Annotated in this window: 16 protein-coding genes; 5 read left to right on the plus strand and 11 right to left on the minus strand. The window is 57.2% G+C overall.

Annotated elements, in window-relative coordinates; all coding sequences use genetic code 11:
• Nucleotides 1–9: 9 nt before the first annotated feature.
• The 3 genes from I6J23_RS03120 to I6J23_RS03130 all read right to left on the minus strand — a co-directional run bounded on the left by I6J23_RS03120 (nt 10) and on the right by I6J23_RS03130 (nt 3,340).
• Nucleotides 10–1,443, minus strand: coding sequence for a glycoside hydrolase family 25 protein (locus I6J23_RS03120; RefSeq protein WP_239454970.1), 1,434 nt, complete (start codon nt 1,441–1,443; stop codon nt 10–12).
• 158 nt (nt 1,444–1,601) lie between these two features.
• Entirely contained in the window at nt 1,602–2,501 is a 900-nt protein-coding gene (locus I6J23_RS03125) for a PrsW family intramembrane metalloprotease (RefSeq protein ID WP_204582485.1), read from the minus strand.
• Complete coding sequence (locus I6J23_RS03130; RefSeq protein ID WP_204582486.1) at nt 2,501–3,340, minus strand: hypothetical protein; 840 nt, start codon at nt 3,338–3,340, stop codon at nt 2,501–2,503. Before I6J23_RS03130 ends, I6J23_RS03125 begins: the two co-directional genes overlap by 1 nt.
• Nucleotides 3,341–3,642: 302 nt before the next feature.
• Here I6J23_RS03130 and I6J23_RS03135 point away from each other — a divergent pair, with 302 nt between their 5' ends.
• Both I6J23_RS03135 and I6J23_RS03140 read left to right on the plus strand, forming a co-directional pair.
• Entirely contained in the window at nt 3,643–5,805 is a 2,163-nt protein-coding gene (locus I6J23_RS03135) for a M13 family metallopeptidase (protein WP_239454971.1), read from the plus strand.
• 72 nt (nt 5,806–5,877) lie between these two features.
• Nucleotides 5,878–7,119, plus strand: a complete 1,242-nt coding sequence (locus I6J23_RS03140) for a hypothetical protein (protein WP_204582487.1) — start codon at nt 5,878–5,880, stop codon at nt 7,117–7,119.
• A gap of 68 nt (nt 7,120–7,187) precedes the next feature.
• Here I6J23_RS03140 and I6J23_RS03145 read toward each other — a convergent pair whose 3' ends face one another.
• Nucleotides 7,188–8,507 carry a hypothetical protein gene (locus I6J23_RS03145; protein ID WP_204582488.1) on the minus strand — a complete coding sequence of 440 codons (1,320 nt, stop codon included), beginning with the start codon at nt 8,505–8,507 and terminating at the stop codon, nt 7,188–7,190.
• 284 nt (nt 8,508–8,791) lie between these two features.
• Here I6J23_RS03145 and I6J23_RS03150 point away from each other — a divergent pair, with 284 nt between their 5' ends.
• Entirely contained in the window at nt 8,792–11,104 is a 2,313-nt protein-coding gene (locus I6J23_RS03150) for an MMPL family transporter (RefSeq protein WP_239454972.1), read from the plus strand.
• Between the two features lie 85 nt (nt 11,105–11,189).
• On the opposite strand, the gene I6J23_RS03155 is transcribed toward I6J23_RS03150, so the two are convergent.
• The 6 genes from I6J23_RS03155 to I6J23_RS03180 all read right to left on the minus strand — a co-directional run bounded on the left by I6J23_RS03155 (nt 11,190) and on the right by I6J23_RS03180 (nt 19,129).
• Nucleotides 11,190–13,406: a glucose PTS transporter subunit IIA gene (locus tag I6J23_RS03155; protein WP_204582489.1), complete on the minus strand. Its 2,217-nt coding sequence runs from the start codon at nt 13,404–13,406 to the stop codon at nt 11,190–11,192.
• Between the two features lie 202 nt (nt 13,407–13,608).
• A complete protein-coding gene (locus tag I6J23_RS03160; protein WP_204582490.1) occupies nt 13,609–14,190 on the minus strand; it encodes a hypothetical protein in 582 nt (193 codons plus the stop codon).
• Nucleotides 14,191–14,225: 35 nt separating this feature from the next.
• A complete protein-coding gene (locus I6J23_RS03165) occupies nt 14,226–14,810 on the minus strand; it encodes a low molecular weight phosphatase family protein (protein ID WP_204582491.1) in 585 nt (194 codons plus the stop codon).
• Nucleotides 14,811–14,825: 15 nt separating this feature from the next.
• Entirely contained in the window at nt 14,826–16,538 is a 1,713-nt protein-coding gene (locus I6J23_RS03170; RefSeq protein WP_204582492.1) for a polysaccharide biosynthesis tyrosine autokinase, read from the minus strand.
• Nucleotides 16,539–17,927, minus strand: coding sequence for a hypothetical protein (locus tag I6J23_RS03175; protein ID WP_204582493.1), 1,389 nt, complete (start codon nt 17,925–17,927; stop codon nt 16,539–16,541).
• Between the two features lie 128 nt (nt 17,928–18,055).
• Nucleotides 18,056–19,129 carry a glycosyltransferase family 4 protein gene (locus I6J23_RS03180; protein WP_204582494.1) on the minus strand — a complete coding sequence of 358 codons (1,074 nt, stop codon included), beginning with the start codon at nt 19,127–19,129 and terminating at the stop codon, nt 18,056–18,058.
• A gap of 132 nt (nt 19,130–19,261) precedes the next feature.
• On the opposite strand from I6J23_RS03180, the gene I6J23_RS03185 reads away from it, so the two are divergent.
• Nucleotides 19,262–19,744, plus strand: a complete 483-nt coding sequence (locus I6J23_RS03185; RefSeq protein ID WP_204582495.1) for a hypothetical protein — start codon at nt 19,262–19,264, stop codon at nt 19,742–19,744.
• Here the strand turns inward: I6J23_RS03185 and rfbA are convergent.
• Nucleotides 19,730–20,629 carry a glucose-1-phosphate thymidylyltransferase RfbA gene (gene rfbA / locus I6J23_RS03190; RefSeq protein WP_204582496.1) on the minus strand — a complete coding sequence of 300 codons (900 nt, stop codon included), beginning with the start codon at nt 20,627–20,629 and terminating at the stop codon, nt 19,730–19,732. The two genes, I6J23_RS03185 and rfbA, sit on opposite strands and share 15 nt — an antisense overlap.
• A gap of 466 nt (nt 20,630–21,095) precedes the next feature.
• Here rfbA and I6J23_RS03195 point away from each other — a divergent pair, with 466 nt between their 5' ends.
• The gene (locus I6J23_RS03195; RefSeq protein ID WP_204582497.1) at nt 21,096–22,724 is read left to right on the plus strand and encodes a sugar transferase; all 1,629 of its coding nucleotides are present in this window, start codon (nt 21,096–21,098) and stop codon (nt 22,722–22,724) included.
• Nucleotides 22,725–23,640: the final 916 nt, after the last annotated feature.

Raw genomic sequence — 23,640 nt, forward strand, 5'->3', positions numbered from 1 at the left:
CTGGTAAGGCTAGGAATTCGAGCCAGGAACTGACTGAACCTGCTGGCCCTGGTCAAGCTGAGTCGAGCTAGTCGACCCACTCGCGCTCCCCGCGGTACTGGAGCTCTGGCTACTACCCGAAGCGCCAGAGCTTCCCGCAGACGATCCGCTAGAACTCGTTTCTGCACTTCCCGACGAACCCGACGAATTAGCATCGGAACCATCGCTATCGGGCGCTTCACCACTGCCCAGGGCAACCATCGCATCAGATAATGCTTTCTCTAGCTGCCCTAAGGTGCTCCCAGCGTTATCGCCCAAAAGCCCTTGTAGCTGATCTTTCGGAAGCCCGCCGTTCTGGGACACTTCGCTCACAGCTCGCACGAGTTGATCAGCCAATTGGCCACCGAAGCCCTCTTCACGGATCGTGTCCCACAGTTGCGATAGCGACACCGTTCCAGCTGCAACACCTAGCGTCGCCACCAGAACTGAATCCGGGATGGGGACGTTAAACGAATTACCGATCGTTTTGAGAACCGGGTTCGAGCTGGTCTGCAGCTGATGCTGGATGTCGTTGGACACGTTAGCCGACGCCACATCAGCATCCACGGCCGGTTTCACCGTGGTAGCCACACCACCGACCGGGGTGTCTTCTTTCATGCTCCCCGCAAGCGAGGCAAGCTCGGAGTCCGATCCGTCGTACTTGTTCAAATCGACTTCGGTGTTCACACCGTCAACGGACCCTGAACCGGAGTGCTGCCAAAATGTCACGTGGCTCCAGCCACCGGGGATAGTTGATGGCAAGGAATCCTCGTAATACGCCAGCCACAACGGCATATCGGAGAACTCCTTGGTGTTCCCCATGTTGTTGATCCAGAAGCTGTAATAGGTGTACATGATGGGTGTGCGGCCGGTTTGCTTTTCGACCTCATCAACCCAGTCACGAACCCACTTTTGAAGCTGGGCCGGGCCTAACCCGCCGGTCTCCTCCAGGTCCAAAGCTGGAGGAAGCGACGGCTGCGGCTGGTTCGCTAGTTCTTTCGCGTAGAACTGCGCCTCTTGGCGCGGATCCCCACCGGGACGGGCGTAGTGGTACGAGCCAATCGTCAGGCCAGCGGCTTTAGCTTTCTTAGAGTCAGATGAGAAGTACGGGTTGGTATAACTCGTACCTTCCGTAGCCTTAATGAACGCGAACGACTGGTTGTCATTGGCCACTGAGTCCCAGTCGATTGCTTGCCCACCGAAGTGGTTGTTACTCGAAACGTCGATGCCGTTGAGAGCATCGGCTGGCGTAAACCCTGTCGCCGTGGAAACGAGGGCCGCCGTCGTCAATAACGAGCCTGTCATAAGGGCTGCGCCGGCGAATTTGCGGTGTTTCATCGTCTTCGGGAAAGGGTTGAGCCCCGGGATGATTCGACGAAACCGGGTACGCGAACGTGCGGCGGAGGGCTTACGCGAGTCAGACATGGCCACACTTTAACTCATTAGACACATAAACAACAGGCGAAACACACTACTCATGCGATTACTTGCGTATCATCACTTTCTCTACATGGCTCTACATGGCACGACGAGTGCCGTCGAAAGTGACGCTCTAGACACCCGCCCTAGACAGAATGGCCGCCTCATTGCGCGGCGGTTGTCGGCGCTGAAGGATATGGGGTGTCGCGCACGGGAAGCTGATCCCACGCTTCTGTATGGCTAGGCAAGGGACGTTTCTTATCCCTTTTCGCCTTCGACCAGTTTTTAACCAGGATGACGACGGTAACAGCGAGCAGGGCAAGCCAGTCGACGATGACGGCGACCAGCTGGAGCGAACTTGGCCACTGAAAGTTCCACCATCCGTGGAACACAATCGCTCCGAGGACACTACCGATGCCCACCATCACCCGCCACAGCGTTGATTTATTGGTCACCATAAGGGCACTGGCGATTCCGAAACCAGCCAGACCGGTGCACATGGGGTGTAAGCCGAACCCCAATCCGGTGCGGAGGATCCACATTTCGGTGGCGCCTTGCACGTCTGACGTGGCGTTATAGAGGGCTCCACCACCGCTGTACACGAAGTTTTCCATGACCTCGAACCCCATGCCGACAGAGAGGCCGGCCAACAGTCCATGCCACGGCCTATCCCAGACACGTCGCGCCATGAAGAGGATAACGAAGACGCCCAGCGCCTTGGCGAGCTCCTCAGGGATCGCGCCGGTTGCGGAAGCTTCGAACCGCCCCAACCCCGCCTCTTTCAAGATGTCGGCGAAGGCGAGTTCCGTGACCATGACGGTGGAGATAACCATGAACGCTCCCCAGTAGAGGCTCACGATTACCCAGATCAGGCTGCCTTTTCTCCAGATCGGCAGGAATCGCATGATAGCGAAAAACACAATGAGGTAGATCGCGGCTCCCACCACACCTACTGCGACAGCGTCGGGTGTCTCTGCGAGAGTCATGGCCGACATGAGACCGCCAGCAATGAGGCATACGACCGCAAGAACGATGTATGTCCAGGTGAATACGTCTTTTCGCATTACGCCTCTCCCGTGTTTGGTAGATGTTCGTTGGACTCTCCGCGAGCGTCATTGTCACTGGTGGCCGACGTCGTGAGGGCCATGCGCACGGCATCGGTTTTCAGGCCACGCGCGGAAACAATTTTGCTCATCGTATTAGCTAAGGCTTCATCATCGGCACTGCTCACGGTCGCGATAATGGTTGTTGACTTATCGTCCTTCTTGGTAAAAGCCGTGGACACCACCTTTTTCGCGTCCGGATTGGTGACGGATTCCTTCGGCTCCAAGGCCGTCACGCGCGCGTCCCATTCACCATTGGATGCCTCCGTGGTGGGAAGGTCGCCGTCGATTTTGACGTGGGCAGTAGCCCGGATTCCACGACGGAACACGTGGTCTACATCGTCGTTGCCTTTCATCGTGGCCGTGTCGATGTTGACATTGCCACACTTGTAGGTGGATCCGTACGGGTTATCGTCCGACTGGTCGTAGCATTCTCCCAGGTTGGGCCCGGTAAAGTTCGTGCTGTCTTTCATTCCGACGGTAATGTCCCCACCGTGTTTGTCGCCTGGGTAGTCACCGGGTGCACCCTTATCGATAATGACCGGTGCAGCTAGCAGGCCTCCGACGATGATTAACGACGCTGCCCAAATAGCGGTTTTCTTTGATCCCTGCGGGAGGGGTTGATAACGGGATGCGTCGGCGTCGAGGCCCCGGGCTGTGTCACGATCGCCGGTCGGGTAAGCGTTTTGGCCTGCGTCGACACCCGCGTCGACGCCTGCGACGGTGCTGCGCGTGGGTGGCTGCCCCTCTTGCGGTGCGTCCCCCCACGGCGGTATGTCGTGTGTATTCTCGCCACTCATGACGAAAGACAATAACAGCACAGCGGGCTATCGGGCTGCTCGCGCGCGTAGTTTTTGTATAGAAAGCACCATAGAACGAGGGGCGGTGGGTAGTATCTGGGGGGTGACCTGCCCATTTCCCCACTTCTTCTAGCTAATAAAAATCTGTTTTGTAACCAAAATCACCCGGGCTGTGCAGCCCCCGCATCACCACGAGCCGATACCGACAACGACACACCGACCCCGCTACCCACTATGGTTGCGTGTCTGCGTGTCCCACCCGACCGCTATCATTCCTCAACCATGAAAGGAAGGTCATAACCGTGAACAACCCCGAGCCCACCGCGCCATCACCAACCGAGCCATCCCAGAACGATCACTCTGCCGGAACATCAATCCCTGACAACATTTCAGAAGTCCCTGCCACTCGCCCTTCACCCCGCGACGATCTCTACCGGTACGTGTCTGGCCCGTGGCTGTCGCACCACCCCATCCCCGACGATCGCCCCGTCGACGGCACATTCCACGCACTTCGCGACCAGGCAGAAGAGGATGTCAACGCGATTATCAAAGACGCCGACCCCACCACACGGATCGGCGCGGGGTTCGCAAGTTTCATGGACGTCGACGGCGAAAACGGCGTCAACCAGGCCGGTTTTGCTCCGCTGAAGGAAGATCTAGCACGTATCAACGTCGATACGCTCGAGGACTTCGCGCGAGCACTCGGCGCCTTAGACGTCGTCGGGATTAGTGGTTTGGCCGGTTATTACGTGGCAAAAGCATCGGATTCCCCCATCGATGCGGCCTACCTGAATCAAGGTGGGCTCACCCTCCCCGATGAGGCCTATTACCGCGAAGACGCTCACCGCCCCATCGTCGACAAGCTCAAAGAGCACATTGCGACGATGCTGAAGATGGCTCGCGATGCCACCAGTGGTCCGGAGTGGCAGGACTCTCCCCTGGTCCCAGCACAATTCGCCGATAAGTCGAACGAACAACTGGCGGAGACCATCATTGAGTTCGAAACGCGCCTCGCGAAGGGCCACTGGAACGTGGAGGACACCCGCGACGCAATTAAGACCTATAACCCCACCTCCGTGGACGATTTGCCCACCGGTTTCCCGTGGAAATCATGGCTGGAAGCTACAGAATTGTCGACGGACACGATCGTGGTTAGCGAACCTAGCTACCTGGAGCATGTGGCGACGCTGGCACCGGAGACGGATCTGTCCGTGCTGAAGCTGTGGGCTGGGTGGCAGATCTTGACGCAACGCGCGTCATTGCTGGCTGAGGACGTGAGCCGCGAGTCGTTTAACTTCTACGGGCGCGTGTTGTCGGGCTCAACTGAGCAGCGTGCCCGATGGAAGCGCGCAGTGTCATTCCTCGATAGCTCCATTTCCGACGATATCGGCCGGGAGTTCGTCGCGCGCCACTTCCCGCCAGAGCATAAGCAGAAGATGCTGTCCCTAGTTGATTACCTGCTTAAAGCGTATCGCCAGCGGATTAGCAACCTCGATTGGATGACGCCGGACACGCGGGATCGTGCACTGGAGAAACTGGGAACGTTCCGCGCGAAGATCGCCTACCCGGATCAGTGGAAAACCTACGACAACCTGGAGTTTTCCCCTCATGGTGAGGATTTAGTGGCTAATTCCCGACGCGCGTCGGCGTGGCGGCACCGGTATGAGATCGCCAAAGTGGGGAACCCGACGGACCGGTCTGAATGGGTGGCCCCGGCGCAAATGGTCAACGCTTTCTATAACCCCGTAGTCAATGACATCACTTTCCCCGCCGCGATCCTTCGCCCCCCGTTCTTTAATCCCGACGCGGATATGGCCCAGAACTTCGGTGGCATTGGTGCGGTCATTGGCCATGAAATTGGTCATGGTTTCGACGATCAAGGCTCCCAGTTCGACGGCGAAGGCAATTTAAAATCGTGGTGGACGTCCGAGGACCGCGAAGCCTTCGAAAAGCTGACGGGTAAGTTGGTGGATCAATTTAACCCACTCATCCCGAAGGGCCTTGAGCAGCGTGGGCTGACTGCCCAGCACGTCAATGGCCGTTTCACCCTCGGCGAGAACATCGGCGATCTCGGTGGCTTGGGTATCGCTGTGGTTGCCTACCGGCTGTACCTCGAGGACCAGGGGCTCACACCAGAGACGTCCCCAGAGATGCCCTTCCTTCTTACCGACGGCACCGCCCTAGCACCGCTCGGTAAGGAGTCGGACGCGGACACGGGCATGAACTACGAGGACGCCCCCACCTTTACGGCCATGCAGCGACTATTCCTGGCCTGGGCAAACGTGTGGCGCACAGCAATCCGCCCGCAACTGAGCGCTCAGTACTTGGCGATTGACCCCCACTCGCCCTCCGAGTTCCGGTGTAATGTCATCGCCCGAAATATCGACGAATTTGCTGAGGCCTTCGACGTCCACCCGGATGACGGCATGTGGCTGGACCCAAAGGACCGCGTTCAGATTTGGTAGCCGCCTTTGATAGGCGTACCGCTATGGGCTCACCGATTATCGATGGTGAGTGAAGAAATAATGAGGTGACGGATGGGGAACGCCTTGACACGTCTTCGGCAACTATATTCACGCTTCGGCCCAGCCCTCATCGGCCAGGCGCTGAACTTTGTGGCGATGGTGGTGCCGGTGGCGGCCAAGCAGCCGGGGATGGTGGCCTACATGCTGTTTCCGGTGTCCCTAGGCATGATCGTGTCCCGCACGATGACGTTGAGTTACCACAGTGTGTATCTTCGCCTCCCCGACGAACGACTGTCTTTCTCGACGGCTGCGTCGGGTTTCATGGCGATGATGGGCACAGTCGCGCTGGGCGTCGTCGGCGTTGCGCTGATGTGGATCCATCCTGCATGGTCGGCGCGGGTTCTATGGGCCATGCTCGCAACAGTGGCGATCACTGTGTACAACATGTACGTAGCGATCACGATCCGCGAGGACAGGATGAATGTGTATTCGCGGGTCCGTTTTCTCTACGGCGTGGTGAACATTGTGGCGACGTGCGTAGTTGTGTTCCTCATCCCCGTCCGCGAGGGCCTCATTTACGTTGCTGCGCTGAACTACGTGGTGGGTGCGGCGTTACTGGCCCGGTCGACGACCCAGCAAGTGGGGACTGCGATTAAGCGAGAGTGGGCATCATTAGTGGCGTTCCCGTCGGTCCTTGCCTCGCCATTGCGTTCCTATATCCGGGAACACAAGGAAGCGACAACGGGGACATTTTTCGGCGATATCGGCTTCCAAATTCAGGGAATGGTCACGCCAGTTCTGGGCTCCTATGCGAACGCATGGGCAATCGTTGTCCGTCTCTACGGGGGATTTTTGACGCTGGCGCAGCAAGTGGTGTCCCCCAGCTTCGAGGCGCCGGCGTCGAAAGCGATCCGTAACAACGATCCCCATGGTTACCATGTGCAACTACGCATTGCGACGATCGTGGCTGTGGTGCTCGGTGTGGGGACGGCCTTAGTCCAGTATGCCGCCATTGTGTGGAATGATCGCGCGTACATGGGGGCGGAATATCTTCCGCTATTTGTTGCGCTCTCGCTGTATGCGACGACGGGTATGGTCTCCGCGATGCTCTCAAAGTACCCCGTTATAGTGGGCAAACAGCGAGGCTACATGGTGTGGAGCGGTGCCCGCGCATTATTATTCATGCTCGTCCCGCTTGTTTTCCACGGTGGGCCGGTCGTGTATCTGTTCTGTGCGATTATGACGGTGAGCATTGTGGCGGTGCCGTACCTGTGTTCTCCCGTGTCGACGCAGGGGCGGCGCACTCAGGTTTGATGGGGACGGACCGCGGCGCGTGCGGAGCCGCGAGCCGTATGCAGGACTGAGCGCATACTGCGTCGGTTCTATAACCGCGTATATCCTGCGTCCTTCACGACGCGATCCAACGCCTCTACCCCCGCACGATGCACGTTCTGAGACACGAATCCGGAAATGATGACGCGATACGTGTGGCCTTCTTCGAAACTGCCGACTAGTAGGGTCCCGAGCCCCTGCGTTCCGACGGCGATTTCTTGGGGCTCATCGGTGGCCAGACGATTATAAGTCCACATGGTGGTGATCGAGGAAGGACTGGTGGCGGATCGGATAGCCATCGGGGGCAGGGAAACAGTGCGCGGCAGCTGAAGGATCTGCTTGACTAATTGTGGCGCGGCGCTCAGAGCTGCGCGCGTAACCGCGAACGGTGATTTCAAGCGTTCTTTCGTCGCGGCAATGTCGGTATCGCGCGACCCCCCAACGGTAATACGCGATCTCACAAGGAGATTTCCGCCGCGGTGCGCCAGGATTTTACTGTTCCGGCGCAGCCCAACGATGAGCCAAAACTCGTTGGGGTCTACGTAACCATCGCCCGCATCAAGCTGATTGTTCAGCTCATTCCACCAATCCCACGCCAGGGGAATAGCCCGCGGTTTGTCCTGGTCCCGACCTTCCCATGTGTATGTCAAGGTTGTGGTAAGTAACTCCGCCGGGGCCGTGTCCACAGGCTGCTGATTAGAAGCCTGGTGGTTATCCATATGATGACCCGATGACATCGTTTCAGCGCTCAGCACATCTTTAACGCTGCGCAACGTTGCCAGCGGCCGCCTGATAAGCGTTTCCACCCACGCACCAAACTGCATGAGGAAGGTGGCGTCGTTGCGAGTGAGTTTTCGCGGTGCCACCGTGGGCGTGCCGTTTTCTGGCTGGTCGTGGCCATCGTCGGCAAAGCGCCCACATGGCCATAGAGATCCCATATATGTGTACACGCTCCCGAGCCGATCCCGCATCGTGGGCCCATCGCCCCACATGTGGTGGATAGCGAAGCCCCGCCACACTCCGAGTTGATAGATAAAAATGTGTGTGAGCGGCCGTTCGTTTTTGTTAGCGAGGTCGTGGCACATCAGAGTGATAAGGCGGGCGGGGACGGCTGGGTCGTCGGAAGCACTCGGCTCCGCTGTTAGGTTCTCGAGGTTCACAAAGTGGACGTTGGTTCCCGGGAAGCCTTCCGTGATCATGTTGGTGATAACACGACGGTGGCGTTGGCATTGTGCGTCGTCATCACCAAACAAAGGGGCGCGCCCGTCGGTAGGTATTGTGCGCAGGGACCAGGTTCCGTCCCACCGCCAATCTTGAAACAGGCCCATGAGGCGGTGGCGAAGTGTCGCTCTATCTCGGGGAATGGTCATATTATCCGTTTCCTTGGCTCAGCACCCTGCGGTCCAGCACCGGGCTTAACTTATGCAACTAATTTATGCGCCTGCAGCGGCTGCCTGCGACAGTGACTGCTTTGCGTTGTCCCCTCTATCTTTCCTGCCGGCTTTTTTCTTGTCGACGCTGGACTCGTCCATCTCCCTAGCCATCTCCCCCTAGACTGGGAACCACTGCTTGAAAGATAACCCTAGGCTCCGCATTCCCAGCTATACCCCAAGCTTCCCCAGCTACATCCCCGAGTTTTCCGAGGTCGGCGCACATGAAGACAACTCCACATCCTCCCAGTGGTTCTCCACACTCTGAGGGGAAGACTACTTCACCGGTCTCCCCGGCGCGGGGTAGTTCGTCGGTAGGAAAGACCGGCACATCACCACAACGATCGCCCCGAACCGGGAAGCTCGTCGCTCTCAGCGTGATCATTATTGCGATCTGGCTGGGAATTGCGGCTTTCGGCGGGCCACAATTCGGCAACCTCAGCGATGTTGCAACGAATGATCAGTCGTCGTTTCTGCCGCAATCGTCGGAATCGGCACAGGTCCAGGAGAAGATCAAAGAATTCGGGGATCAAGATCGGCTCCCGGCGATCATTGTTGTTGAGCAGTCTGACGGGAAGCCCTTGGATATCTCAGCACTGGGTCCGGTGACTCAACAACTTCGCGATGCTGCGGGAGGGGACGGGGACGCGAGCCCCTTCATTCCATCTGATGACAAAACCGCTGCTCAAATGGTTGTCCTGCTTCCATCCAACAGTAACCCGACGGATGCGGTGGAAGACCTCACATCGACGTTGAAGTCCGATCTCCCCTCCGACGTCAAAGGGTGGGTGACGGGTCCGGCTGGCTATACGGCTGATTTATCGGATGCTTTCAGCGGCATCGACGGGCTACTTCTGCTCGTGACGGTGGCCGCGGTTTTAGTCATCTTGGTGGCCGTGTACCGTTCGCCGTTCCTCCCATTCCTCGTTCTGCTCGGATCCATGATCGCGTTGGCGGCCGCGGTCGGGGTTAACGTTGCGCTGGCGTCATCGGGGATCGTCATGATTAATGGCCAGATTCAGGGGATTCTCTTCATCTTGGTCATTGGTGCCGCGACGGATTACGGCCTTTTATACACGGCCCGCTACAGGGAAGAGTTACGCAAGTTCCCGCCTTCTGATACGCGTCTCGGGTCGGCATGGCAGGCGACGCGCGCTGCGTGGCTGGGCTCGTGGCGCCCGATTCTGGCCTCGGCTGGCACGGTCTCTGCTGGCTTGCTGTGTTTGCTGTTCTCTGACTTGGCCTCAAACTCTGGTTTGGGCCCGGTCGCGGCGGTGGGGATTGGCTGCGCCATGATCGTCTCATTGACGTTTCTACCTGCTGTTTTATTCCTCACGGACAGCCGTGTGTTCTGGCCTCGGGTGCCGACGGCCTCCAAGGGCAAGGCTGACGCCGCGTCTCCAATGTGGTCATGGGTAGCGAAAACTGTGTCGCGCCGTCCGTGGCAGTTGGCTGTGGGAGTGTCGGTTGTGTTGGCCGCCGGCTGTGTGGGGGTAGCCGCGCTCCATGCGGATGGTGTTCCCCAAAGTGAGTTCGTGCTGGGCGACAGCCAGGCCCGCGATGGCCAAGCTGTTCTGGATGAGCACTTCCCGGGAGGCTCGGGCTCTCCGGCGTATGTCGTGCTTCCCGAAGAAAAGATGGCGTCTGCAGCGCGCATTATTCAGGGAACGACGGGGGTCGAATCGGTATCAGTATCGAGCACAGATTCTCCGTCGGGCTCGCTCCCCCTCTCCTTCGGCGGAACAGTGGATGCAGGAACAGGGGTTTCGGGCACAAATTCGGGCGAGGGTTCTCGTCCCGGTCAGCCTGGATCACCCACAGTTGTTGATGGCGACGTCTTGCTGTCGGCCACGTTATCGTCGCCGGTGTATTCCGATGATGCACAACAGACGGTCACGACATTGCGTCACGAAATGAAAAATATGAACGCAGCCGTCGGTGGTACTACCGCAATCAACGTCGATACCACGGCGACGTCGGTGCATGACCGGAAAGTGATTATTCCGATTGTTCTAGCGTTGATCACTACTTTATTAGCTGCATTGCTGCGGTCGCTGGTAGCGCCGCTGGTCTTGGTGCTATGCACAGTGCTGAGTTATGGCGCGGCACTTGGTGTGGCGTCGCTGCTCTTCACGGCCGTGAGTTTGGATCGAGCAGATCCGACGGTTCCACTGTACGGATTCATTTTCTTGGTGGCGCTAGCTATTGATTACACGATTTTCTTAATGACGCGTGTCCGCGAGGAAACTCCTGCAGTGGGTACCCGCGAGGGCATGCGTCGTTCGCTTGTATCCACGGGCGGGGTGATTACCAGCGCGGGGTTGGTGTTGGCGGCCACGTTTGCCGCGCTCTTCGTCATACCGATTCAATTCCTAGTGCAGCTAGCGATCATCATCTCGCTAGGCGTGCTCATCGACACGTTTATCGTGAGGACGTTCTTAGTGCCATCGGTCGTTGAATTAATTGGCCGACGGGTGTGGTGGCCATCCCACCTGTCCCAGAGGTCAGGCAGTACAGCCGCGAACAAATCGGACTAACGCACGTTCCCTATTCCAGCCCTATTCCAGCGCTGGGCTATTTCTGCGCTGGGCTATTTCTGCGCTGGGCTATTCCAGCACCGCGTTATTTCTGAACCGGGTCGCGACGACCAAGCCGTACTTTCTTGACTTCGCGACCATTCTCAACGTCACTGTCCTTAAATCCGAAGAAGTACGTGAGTACAAACGAGACAACCAGTGCCGTGACCGAGGCTATGAGGTAGCCCCAGAAGTTAGCGCCGATGCCCACTCCCGGCGGGAGGAATGACGGGAACCCAACGAGCGCGCCGGTAAATGCGTACATGGTGACATTAAATGTGCCAGTCAGGATTCCGCCCGCTGCACCACCGATAGATGCCATGATGAACACACGGCCGTATTTCAGGTTGATACCGTACATGGCCGGCTCGGTGATCCCACAAAAGGCGGAGATCGCGGCGGGGCCTGCGAGCTCTTTGATCTTGAGGAGCTTGGTCTTCAGGAAGATAGCCAGTACGGCACCACCCTGGGCCACCATGGTCGCGGAAATGATCGCATTGATCGGGGAATCCCCACCAGGGCCGGACACTTGGTCCGTAACGATCGGGATAACAGCCCAGTGCAGTCCGAAGATGACGAGGCACTGATAAAAACCACCGATGATGAGCCCTGAAATCGTGGGCGAGATGTGATAGATCCACATCAGCGTGGACGCAATGCCTTCCGAAACAAACATGACAGCTGGGCCAAGAATCAGCATGATGGCCAGCGATACGATGACGACTTCACACAGCGGGACGAAAATCATACGCAGGACAGTCGGGATGACCTTCTTCAGCCACGGTTCCACGACAGATGCCAGCCACGCGGCGACAATCATCGGGAAGATGGAGTAGCTATACGATGCCATGTGGAATGGCAGACCGAAGAATTCGGCATTAAGTGACATGCCGAGTAACGACTTGTCCCCTGGTTTTGAAGCCATATCTACCAACGTGGGATAGGCCAAGACACCACCAACAATGGAAACAATGATGGGGTCTGATCCGAGTCTTCGAGCGGCAGTGAATCCGACGAAGATGGGCAGGAAGTAGAAGACAGCGTCGCCCATGGCATCAATAATGATGTAAGTCTGGGTGCTGTCGTCTACCCACCCTGCCTGCACTAATAGTGCCAGAATACCTTTCAAAATACCGGCGGCGGCCAACAGACCGATGACGGGAATCATGGACCCCGTTATCACGCCGATCAGTGAGCTGAATCCCAGTTTTGCCCAGCCCCACAGGGTAGTGGGGCGTTCTTTAGGTTCGGCGTCAGCTGCGTCTGCTGTTTCAACATCTCCAAGCTGTTTGGTCACAGCGTCGTAGACGTCTTCGACGGCGGGGCCGATAACAACTTGGTACTGTCCACCTGCTTTGACGACGTCGATAACACCGTCCGTATCCCGAACAGCATCATCGTTGGCTTTGGATTCGTCTTTGAGGTAGAAGCGCACGCGTGTGATGCAGTGCGTCAGCGAGCTGATGTTGTCTTTGCCACCGATATTGTTGATGACGTCCCATGCGGTGGCGTCGTAACCAGAGAGATCGGCTGGGCGTTCAGCAGTGGCGGTGGGGGCAGCACCCGGTTGCGCAGCACCCGGTTGTGCAGCATCAGCGGTCGTACCGGCTGCCGTCGCCACAGACGCCGGTGTGGATCCTGCTGTTGTTGCCTCGGTTGTAGCGGTCGCGCTGCTTCCTTGCGCGCTGCTCGTCGTCGGCTTCTCTGCGGACTTGGGCTTTTTCAGGGTGGCAGCGGCGATAGGGTCACCCGATGTAACGGCCTTGTGCGTGACTTTGAGGTCGTCGAGTTTCTTGGCCGTGTTGGTGATCGCGACAATGACTGTGGTGTCTTTGCCCGCCGATTTAATGACGTCGACATCCATGATGCCGACTTTGTCGCCAGCGTGAAGCTGGTCTCCTCGGGAGATCGTCATGTCGAAGGGTTCACCTTTGAGCTCGACGGTGTCGATTCCTAGGTGGACTAAAACTTCAAGCCCATTTTCGGTCTTGAGCGCAAATGCGTGGCCGGTTTTGGCGACCATCATGACTTTCCCCGATACGGGCGCCAGGATCTTCCCGCTCTTTGGCTTGGAGATTCCTAGGCCGTCTCCGACGACTTTTTCGGAAAACATGGGATCGGGGACGTCTTCAATGGGAATGACTCGTCCGGACACGGGAGCGACGATTTCGACGACATTGTCTTTCCCCGTCGCGGTTTTATGCGGCGCGGTCTGTGTTGTCGTGACGTCCTCAGAGGGGCGCTCGGAGGGAGTATCGGTCATGTGTCTACTTCCTGAATACGTGAGCCTTCTTAGACTTGTCTCTGTCAGCTTACCCATAGGCAACACGGCACTATGCCCTCGCATCCGGTCATGGGGTGGTATCAATGCGGTAAGCACTGGGGCGCAGTCTCGTCGAGCATTCCTATGCTCGACGCTGCCGTCGGTGTGCCGGGGCTGCAGTCGCAGCTTTTAGCCATACCCGTCAACACCCCCGTTGAACAAGTACTTTCGCAACGCCCCCGGTTTGGTATGCCCACTCCCATATCGTGTCTTTCCAGCTCAGCGGCGTTTTATGGTATCCGACGTCGAGGTCACCACTGTAGCACCGCCCGATGATCATCCGGGCGCGGGCGACGTGGTATTTCCCAGTTGCGTACACCATGATGTGTGACCATCCGTGTTCCTCGGCGAGCGTTTCGATAGCCTGCGCTTCGCCCCGCGTCGTACTCGGATCGGGGTGGATGCAGTACACGGTGACGCCGGGTTCGGGTGCGCAGATCCGTGCGCCGAGGTCCGGTTTCTCGGTGTAAGGGTCTGAAATGACGAGGTTGGTGGTGTGGTCACGGGCTAGATTTCGTGTTGCTTCGTATGTATCGACGCCCCCATGGGGGCCACCGAGTTGCACGATTGCGTCGACGTGGGCGGGTTGCTCGTCGACGTGGGGTAACCATAAAAAGCGGGCTGCAAAGATGCACCATGCGACGACGACGGTCGCGACGATGACTGCGATAGCGCGGCGGACGGGGTGGTGCCGTCGTATGTGGGAGCGGTGAGACGGGCGCATTCAACCTCGGCTTGGTTATTCGGGTGGGTGTGAAACTAGACATCCTGGCCATAAATAATGGCCTTGACCAGTGCTTTAACATTGTCCCGGACTTCGCGACTGATGCGCATGAAGTCGTCGTCATTCTCTGCCACTGGGTCTGGGATGTCGAGGCCGTAAGGGTCGAGTATTTCTTTGCCCGCACGGGTAGCGCGGAGGTGCGCGATGTCGTCCGGGAAGTGGACTGAATCGATCGTTGACCAGGCTGCGAGTTGCCTTAGCGTGGCTGCTTTCTTGAGGAGGACGGGTGCGATGCGGAGTGCGTGTTCGACGTGGGCGGCCTCCATACCGACGACGATGTCCGCACCTGCGAGGGCTGCCCTGTTGAGGCGTGTTGAGGAAAAGCCGTCGGCGTTGATGCCCTCTGAAGCTAAGAAGCGTGACGCCCGGGGATCCATGGGTGTGCCTCGGTGAGCGTGTGTTCCTGCGCTGGCGAATTCGAGTTCTGGCGAGGACGAATCAGCCGGTTGTTGGCCGTGTGTCTTCGCCTGGGTGGTGAGTTCATTGGCAAACGAACGCGCGACATATTCGGCCACGGGTGACCGGCATTGGTTGCCGGTGCAGACGAAGACGATCTTCATAGGCCTCTACCCTAGTCAGTCGTCCTTCCCGTCGTCCTCTTTAGCTGCTTCAGTGTCGTCCTCAGACTTGCTCAGATCGGCCTCATTCTGATCGAGCTTCTCCTGCTCGGATTCGTCCTGTTCAACCGTGTCCTGTTCGACCGTGCTCTGTTCGATCGTGTCCTGTTCAGACTTGTCTTTATCATCGACGCTGACCGTCGACGATGCAGGGGCCGAAGCCACAGCCTTATGGTCGCTTCCCGACTCATACCTGGAGTAGGACCCCACGTACCGCCCTTCGTCCGACTTTTGTGGCACGACCGTAAGAACGGTCCCGATGATCGGCGCGTGCACCGCCCGCAACGAGGCAAGCGTGCGGGTGACGTCATCGTAGTTACGTTTCCCGTACCGAACAGCGACAATAACGGCATCGACGGTGGTAGCAACCAACGCACCGTCAGTAACGGGCAGGATCGGTGGCGTGTCCACGATCACCCAGTCGTAGCGCTCTCGTAGTTCGTCGAGTATGTGGCGGAACGCGTGGCTGCCCAGGAGTTCACCAGGGTTCGGGGGTGTCACACCTGCAGCAAGGACGTCCAGTCCAGTTATCTCGGTTTCCTGCAGAACATCGGCCACGTCGGCGTCACCAGCCAGCGCTGTCGAGAGGCCCACGGAGCCGTGGATGGCGCCACCGAAGTAGGTTGTCATCTTCGATCGCCGCATGTCCGCATCAACTAGGCACACGGTGTCACCGTCGGCAGCCAGGGCCCCAGCCAGGTTTAGGCTGGTCATGGACTTGCCATCGCCGATCCGTGCACTCGTCACAGAAATAACGCGCGGGGGGTTATCCACGTTGACGAACCGGAGATTAACGCGTAGTTCACGGAATGCCTCGGCCGGCCGGACGCGATCGTCGTTAAAGTCCAGGACCCTCGTGCGCTGAGCTTCAGGTATTACCGGCACGCTTCCGAGCTTAGGTAGACCTGTGCGCCGCTCTAGTTCCTCACTGGAGCGGACCGAGCGATCCAGGAAGAACCGCACGGCGATAAGCATGCACGCCACCAGGAACCCGAGTACACCGCCGAGAATCAGGTTCATCGCCATTTTTGGCGACGACGGCTGTGTCGCTTTTTCGGGGCTGTTGATCAGAGAAATCCTGGGAGCCGTCGCGGACTGCTGGTTCGAAGACGTGCTCGATCTCGAGTTGCCGTTGGCGCCGTTGCCGTTACGTGCTTCCAGTTTTTCTGCCTGGCTGGAGAGGACTTTCACGGCATCCGAGGCTATTTTTTGGGCCTGAGCAGCGTCGGTGTCCGTGGCGGAGATTTCCATCACGACGGTGTCTTGAACGACGGTGGCCTCAAGTTCCTTGGTGAGGTCCCGGGGCGTCATATCTAAGTTGAGGTCTTGGATAACCTGCTCGGCCAGAACGTCTCCGCTGACTAGCTGCGCATAGGACTGCATCCTTTGTTCAGCGAACTGGGTGCTTTGGTAAGCGTCAGATATGGATCCGTCGCTATCCACTGAGACGAAAACCGACGCTGTCGACGTGTATTTCGTCGGCATCAACATGGAGACACCCCATGCGCCAGCGACACCCAAAACGATAAACAGGACAAGGATCCATGCGTTACGCCGGATTACTGCCCACATTCGTCGGACAATCTGAGTCCGATCCTCTTCAGACGGCATAGCGACACCCGCGGGGTGTGGGTAGGCATCGACATGGTCACTGTACTGCGGGTAAGTCATTTAGCTCTCACTTTGACGGGCTGAGGGGCGGTCACTCGGTCGGTTGGATGCTGAAAGGGGATGAATTGGCGGCGACAACTGAGTTGGCGTCGGCAACGGTGGACTTGCCGCTCGAGGCGATGCCAATCGGCACTCGCCCGGTTGCCGCCCCAGGGACGATCTATCTGTTTGCTGTGCAGCGGCCACACTGCGTTCTGACACACCACGCGCTACCACACGCTCTTTGCCTTCACGAACAGGCATATCCCTGTTACCTACTGCTTCACGCTCTCCTGCCGCAACAATGAAGAACAACGGGAGGAGTGGTGTCAGGTGGCGGAGTGCGGACCCGTAGTCTGGTTCGAAAAGCCCTTGCACAACAGCAAATGCACCGATCAGGCACACTGCTCGTGCCACGAGCGGGGGCCGATAGACGCTCCGCAGCCACTGCTGGGCGGAGTAAAGGTAGCTCGCCCAAAAACCGGCGATGACTACGAAAATCACCAGGTAATAGGGCGATAATTTGGCCGCCAAGGTCACGGGGAACATCAACATGACCGTCGAGAGCACAACATTGACTATTCCCGCGATCGGTTCAGGGTGCTCAACAAAGCGGCCAATCAGCGACCCTGTGTCGGCTCCGCGGCCCGCGTTAACCAAAGTGCGGTAGTAATCCGCGGGGAGGCCACGGGCCACGATGACCAATGACGCCACCAAGGAACAGGCCAGCATGAGGAGGATAAAGCGACGAGTTGTTATCCACCGACGAGACAGTGCGGTGTTAGACACACAAACTCGTAGCCCAATGAAGAACACGGCGATGAGCACCCAATACGGGCGAAAATAATGACCCAACGCAGCCATGACGACCGCGAGAACACAGTCCCATATCCATGCTGACTGTAGCCCCGTCGGCGCAGCCGCGACGACGACGACCACAGCGCTGATAATAATTTCCTTGGTATAAACCCCCTGGTAAACCCCAACAAGGAGCGAGTAGAGGATGAGCGCGCCGACACTAAAAGCGGTTACTCGGATTGGTCTCATTCGCCAGAGGACGACGGCTAATGCGCAGTGCGCGATAATGACGCCGAAGAATCCAGCCAGCGTTGGTGAGTGCGCTAAGCCGAGCGCATGATACACCGACGTGATGGTGGCGAAAGATCCGTAGTCCTCGTATCTTACGAGTCCAGGTTTGGCCAGGAGGCTCTGAATGACTTGTGCGTCGCGGTCGAATTTCGGCGGTAATAAATGTGAATGCAACCCACTGATGACCAAGGAACACAGAAGCCCAAGGAACCAGAACACGATGATGTCCTCGGGCGAGAAAAACGTGTGATACCCGCGAACGTGGCTTCGGGGTCTAGAGCTGCGGCGACCACCTGGATCGGTGGAGGGAGCAACCCGCATTCTCGTGTCCTTCGTTATTAGTGGGTATTGTGCGTCATTAGTGGGTATCGTGCTTCGGATTCGTACATAGGTTCGGATCGTCGCGGATATCGGGGGTGATTTGGGTCGGTAACGTCGGTACGCGGTAATTAATAAGTTTTATTTACCTGAAAACCGATGGTAATTCTACCCTTATTTTCCCCCGCTTTCGAATAGCACTCATGGAGCGCGTGCGTGAGAGTCGCCACGCTGTGATTGTCCTGGACCTTTTCCCATGCGTTCCGAAGCGACTCGGGCTCATCGATCGCCCTGATAACCTTTCGGGCGGCGTCGTCAACCCCATCGAAACGCGCTTCAGCCGGGCACTCCCGAAGAGCTGGGATGTTTTGAACCAGGACAGGCACGCCAATGTCGTTCATCTCAAGCACGGCCATGGGGTATCCGTCCCACAAAGCTGTATGAAGACCAACGTTAACGCCCGCCAAGCGCGAATATAGATCATTTTTATCAAGCCAGCCCGTGACATGAACCCCGGCATGCTCCAGCGACGCGGTGAGGTCACCATCCCCACCGCCAAGCCACTGAAATTCGACGTCGGGCCGCTCCCGATGCACCCGGCGCGCAATGGCGGCGAAGAGTTCGGGGCTGCGCTGGGGTGTGACGCGCCCGGAGATCGCCACCGTGGGAGCCCCGGTGGGATTCCATGTCACCCCGGTCGGCATCGTGGCATTGGGTATCACGACCTGCGGTATTCGACGATTGAGCCGCCGGAGAACGTCCCCTTCCCACTGGCCACATGGCGCGAAGACGGAGGTTCCCCACGACAATGCCCATTCGGCGGAATAAAACACCGCGCGGTGTAGCGCCGAGATGTCTTTCCGCGCGAAGGCCACACCGTGGGGTGTGTACACCGTGGGCGTGCGGCGCCTGTTTCCGCGCAAGCGAGCGAGGCGTACGTATGCGCCAGCGAAGCTGGAATGTGCGTGGATCACATCCGGTGCAACTTCGTCACGCACGCGTCGGACAGTATCGATGGCTGCCCGGTGCTGGTCCGGAAGTCGCCACGACTGTCTAAATAGTTCGGGGTCGGGTTCAGCTGGAGAATTCGCGCGCCGGGCGGTGTAGAGCACCATATGCTCATGTTCGGGCACGAGTGACGCGTACATGGTGATGGCCGTGGCGACGCCTCCGGCAAAGCACTCTGTGACGTGGAGTATTTTCATTTCTCTCTGTTTTTTGGAAGTGTTTTTCGGAAGTTCTGGTGAGGGTCTGAGCAAGTCTCAGTGTTAATAACGGGGTTGATGTCAGTATCCGTAGTTGCGGGTGTGTGATGTGTGCTCAGTATGATCCTCGATATGTTCATCTTGCAGGATGCACCAGCACGCAGGGCCGAGAATGGGGTGCGCGGCCTGCTCAACGTCGGTTTTTTTGCCGTCGTGATATTCCGGCTTTCTCAGGTTGCGGGGAAACGTCTACCTCTCTTGGGATCTTTGGTTAAGCAAATTAATCATGTCCTGACGGGGGCTGATCTGGCATGGGAAGTGTCCGTCGGACCTGGTTTTATGTTGTACCATCCCACCGGCGTTGTGATGGGGCGTCGGGTGAAGGCTGGTGCCAATTTGAAGGTGCAGTCCTCTGTCACTATTTCCGAGGCACCGCGCGGGCAGGAGACCGTCCTGGGCAATAATGTCCATCTAGGTGCAGGTTGTCGGATTATCAAGCCTCTCTCACTTGCCGACGATGTGTCCGTGGGGGCGAATGCTGTGGTGACAAAGTCCTGCGAGCGCCGGGCTGCCGTGCTGGTGGGCATCCCCGCGCACGAATTACCTGCGGAGTAGATCCAGCAGGTAAGAACCGTATCCGGATTTAACCAGCGCTTCGCCCCGCTGGCGGAGTTGATCATCGGTCAGGTGACCCATCCGCCACGACACTTCTTCCGGGCTGCCAATCTTCAGGCCCTGTCGGGATTCGATGGTGCGCACAAAGTTCCCGGCATCCAGGAGTGAATCGTGCGTGCCCGTGTCCAACCACGCCGTTCCCCGAGGAAGAACCTCGACGGTAAGCCGCCCCGCATCCAGGTATCGCTGGTTGATGTCGCTGATTTCCAGCTCCCCCCGGGCCGACGGAGCAAGGTCCTTGGCCATGTCGACAACGTCATTGTCATAGAAGTAGAGGCCGGGGACGGCGTAATGGGATTTCGGATGCGTCGGTTTTTCCTCGATCCCCAGGGCGCGGAATTGCGAGACAGCAGTGTGCTGATGGGGCGCGTTACCTTGATGTTCAAATTCGACGACGCCGTACGCAGTGGGATCTTTTACCCAGTAGGCGAAGATAACGCCCCCGTCGGGCGCGGTGTGTCGCCGGAGCTGGGTGCCCATACCTGGCCCATAAAAAATATTGTCCCCAAGAATGAGGCAGACGGGCTCGTTACCGATGTGTTCTTCTCCGAGAACGAACGCTTGGGCAATTCCTGCTGGTGAGGGTTGTACCGCATAGGAAATCGAAATGCCGAATGCGGATCCATCGCCCAAGAGCCGGTGAAATGCGGTGGCGTCGTGAGGGGTGGTGATGACGAGGACGTCGGTGATACCCGCCAGGATCAGGGTGGACAGCGGGTAATAGATCATGGGTTTGTCGTAGACGGGGGTGAGCTGCTTGCTCGTGCCCAACGTAATTGGATGTAAGCGGGTTCCGGTCCCGCCCGCCAAAATGATGCCCTTCACGAGTTCCAGCGTACCTAGCTTCCGATGAGCTATCCGGCAGGGCCAGCCGGTAAAGGCGATGTCGTTTGTTGTGGATTGTGGATATTTCACCTAAATCCCGGCCAGACACCCTCTCTGTGACTAAATTCACAAAAGTATGTCGATAAATTATAGAAATACCTTCATAATGCCACAGTGGCTCTCGGCGACTCGTGGATTCACATCTAAAAATCGGCGCTAACAGCACCAACTAAACAGGACGCAATGTCGCAAAAATAGCCTGCGACGTGCAGTTGGAGGGTGAAAACCGCCATTTTCCCGTCGCCATGCCGTCCCTATGTAACGGGCTGGTTAACAACAAGGCTAATCGCATGAAAACTCGGCTAACAGGTCTTACTATATGGGCGTTATCAAATTGTTATGAGGATTAGCCCACCGCTCCCCATTGCAATTAACTTGGTTCCTACTCTCCCCATCGGCGGTGCCCATGAGCCTATTACACATCACTGGCCTTCGTCTGGCGGAACTACCTAACCGCAAGGGAGGACGCCACACTGAAGAGCAGCTCGCTAACTCTGGGCTGCATAGAGCGGGCCACCAAGACATTCCCGCGACCAGAACCGATGCTCCCATCGAGACCACTACTCCCCCCGAGCGGACATCGATTCGTTGTGCCCATGCATCACGAATCCGGACTTTTATCCTAGTCAGCGAGGCAATCGCTATCGTGTCACTAATCGTGGCTGCCGATTATCTGCCTATCACAGCTCGTAGTGCACGCACGTTCACCCTCGGGTCATATACGGGAACAGCCCCGATGTTCGTCCCTGGAACTATCCTTTTCGCGCTGTGGGTTATGGTCATGCGCATTATGCGCACGACAGATTCAGCGATTCTGGGGCAAGGTGCGTTGGAGTATTCCCGGATTGCACGGGCTACAACGTTCGCATTCGGACTATTTGCCATCGTCTGCGAGTTGACCCAATACACGTCTGGATTCCGGTTCCTCGTATTCACCTACCCTGTCGGCCTAGTGATGCTACTGCTCATCCGGTACGGGTGGCGTCGGTTCTACTGCTGGCAGCTGGACAACAAGAAGCTCAGCCAGCGAGCCATTTTTATCGGCGACCCCCATTCCATCTCCGAGGTGTACGGCACGCTCCGTCGGCAATTGGACAATCGGTTCGACATCGTCGGTTTCTGTAGCACGCAGGCGGATGCGCACAGCGAGGAACAGCTCGCGGAGCTCAAGCGCCGTTTTCCTAAGGCGGAAATTCACGATAACTGGCATCAGATTGATGTCATGGTGTCATTGCTTCAGGCTGATTCCGTGATCGTCACCGTCAGTAACCAAATTGGCATGGACGATATGCGCGAACTCATGTGGCGGCTGGATGGCCTTAATGTTGAGCTGCTGGTCGCCCCGGCGGTTGCCAATGTCACGGGCCGACGGGTCCAGATGCTGCCTATCGCCGGGGTGCCACTTCTAAAACTGGAACGCCCTCAGCATGCACACACACACTGCGTGTCAAAAATCGTGTTTGATCGCGTGGTAGCTGCCCTTCTGCTGCTGATGGCTTCTCCCCTGCTGCTGGTCTGTGCGGTTGCTATCAAGCTCGACGACGGCGGTCCGGTTTTCTACACCGCGGAGAGGATGGGCAAGAAGAACAAGCCGTTCGGGATGATCAAGTTCCGCTCGATGGTGCAGAACGCGGATCAAATGGTGGCCCAGCTGAAGGACCAGAGCGACGGCAACGACGTGCTGTTCAAGATGAAAAATGATCCGCGAGTGACGCGGGTGGGTTCGTTCTTACGTCGCTACAGTATCGACGAACTGCCGCAGCTATTTAACGTGCTGAAAGGCGACATGAGCCTGGTGGGGCCACGTCCCCCGCTGCGTCGCGAGGTCGAGCAGTACACCGGGCTGGTGGGCAACCGGATGCTGGTCCTCCCCGGAATGACTGGCCTGTGGCAAGTATCGGGGCGGTCCAACCTCTCGTGGGAAGAGTCAGTGTCGCTGGACCTCAACTACGTTGAGAACTGGAGCTTCATGGCGGACCTCATGATCCTATGGAAGACGGGACGGGCCGTGCTCACCTCCGACGGGGCGTACTGAGTTCAGGTGAGGTGCGAGTGGGAATGTACCCCATCAGTTCCACGGGCCATAGCCGATTTCTCGACCAACCTAAGTTAAATAACGCAAAAGGTGTACCGATTTTGGGCGCTGAAAACAGCGTCTGCAAGACGATTGCTCCAGGTATCAGGTCAAATTTTAATTGGATCATCCGCGGAAACCTGAGAGTAGATAGGGTAGAACTTTGCTAAGAAGTATGTCTAAAACCTCCAGGTGGATTCTCTCTATTCCGGTTGCCATTTCGCTACCGCTCGTTAGCCCAGCTCCAGCTTTTTCGGCTGAGACAAAAAATGAACTGGGCATGTACACAGTGAAGTGCCAAGTAGTGAAGAACGGACCTGGAAACCCAAAAGTAGGATTGATTTACGGTAATCATCCTAAGAGTGCTAAAAAAGCTGAGAAAGATGCGGATTTATACACGAATAAATTCGGAAAAAATGCGCATAAAAGGCACTGTCAAACTCAGACTAGATATAAGAATTCTGGAGCTTTCTCTGTAGACGGTGATCCGATTTAATATGTTGGGAGAAACTCTTCTTTTTACAACTTACTTCCTCGCTAGAGAGTCGGATCTTGAAAGATTCCATAAACAGTATTTAAAAAGGATAGATAAGGCTCGAGAGATCACAGAGATACTCTATGTAACTGACGAAATCACACATGGAGGAGATGAAGTGATTCGCGAAGTCATGATGCTAGATTTCCGTAGGGATATGCGAGACTTTGGCACTTATCCATTTGATGAAGATGAATGGGGTTTGTATAACCTTTCGTGTGTGGCTAAAGACGTTGACGAACCTGCCAGTGAAGGGTCTAACATGTCTAGGCTATGGTATGACCTAGCTTTGGGCGAAGAGACGGTCCCTAGGGAATTTAACAGTCGTGTAAGAGCCGTTAA

It is taken from the genome of Corynebacterium kroppenstedtii, from assembly GCF_016894245.1.
GTDB lineage: Bacteria > Actinomycetota > Actinomycetes > Mycobacteriales > Mycobacteriaceae > Corynebacterium.

Excerpts from the sequence above, each read along its gene's own strand:
- I6J23_RS03120 (WP_239454970.1), bottom strand. The coding sequence starts at position 1,443 with ATGTCTGACTCGCGTAAGCCCTCCGCCGCACGTTCGCGTACCCGGTTT.
- I6J23_RS03125 (WP_204582485.1), bottom strand. The coding sequence starts at position 2,501 with ATGCGAAAAGACGTATTCACCTGGACATACATCGTTCTTGCGGTCGTA.
- I6J23_RS03130 (WP_204582486.1), bottom strand. The coding sequence starts at position 3,340 with ATGAGTGGCGAGAATACACACGACATACCGCCGTGGGGGGACGCACCG.
- I6J23_RS03140 (WP_204582487.1), top strand. The coding sequence starts at position 5,878 with ATGGGGAACGCCTTGACACGTCTTCGGCAACTATATTCACGCTTCGGC.
- I6J23_RS03145 (WP_204582488.1), bottom strand. The coding sequence starts at position 8,507 with ATGACCATTCCCCGAGATAGAGCGACACTTCGCCACCGCCTCATGGGC.
- I6J23_RS03150 (WP_239454972.1), top strand. The coding sequence starts at position 8,792 with ATGAAGACAACTCCACATCCTCCCAGTGGTTCTCCACACTCTGAGGGG.
- I6J23_RS03155 (WP_204582489.1), bottom strand. The coding sequence starts at position 13,406 with ATGACCGATACTCCCTCCGAGCGCCCCTCTGAGGACGTCACGACAACA.
- I6J23_RS03160 (WP_204582490.1), bottom strand. The coding sequence starts at position 14,190 with ATGCGCCCGTCTCACCGCTCCCACATACGACGGCACCACCCCGTCCGC.
- I6J23_RS03165 (WP_204582491.1), bottom strand. The coding sequence starts at position 14,810 with ATGAAGATCGTCTTCGTCTGCACCGGCAACCAATGCCGGTCACCCGTG.
- I6J23_RS03170 (WP_204582492.1), bottom strand. The coding sequence starts at position 16,538 with ATGACTTACCCGCAGTACAGTGACCATGTCGATGCCTACCCACACCCC.
- I6J23_RS03175 (WP_204582493.1), bottom strand. The coding sequence starts at position 17,927 with ATGCGGGTTGCTCCCTCCACCGATCCAGGTGGTCGCCGCAGCTCTAGA.
- I6J23_RS03180 (WP_204582494.1), bottom strand. The coding sequence starts at position 19,129 with ATGAAAATACTCCACGTCACAGAGTGCTTTGCCGGAGGCGTCGCCACG.
- I6J23_RS03185 (WP_204582495.1), top strand. The coding sequence starts at position 19,262 with ATGTTCATCTTGCAGGATGCACCAGCACGCAGGGCCGAGAATGGGGTG.
- I6J23_RS03195 (WP_204582497.1), top strand. The coding sequence starts at position 21,096 with ATGAGCCTATTACACATCACTGGCCTTCGTCTGGCGGAACTACCTAAC.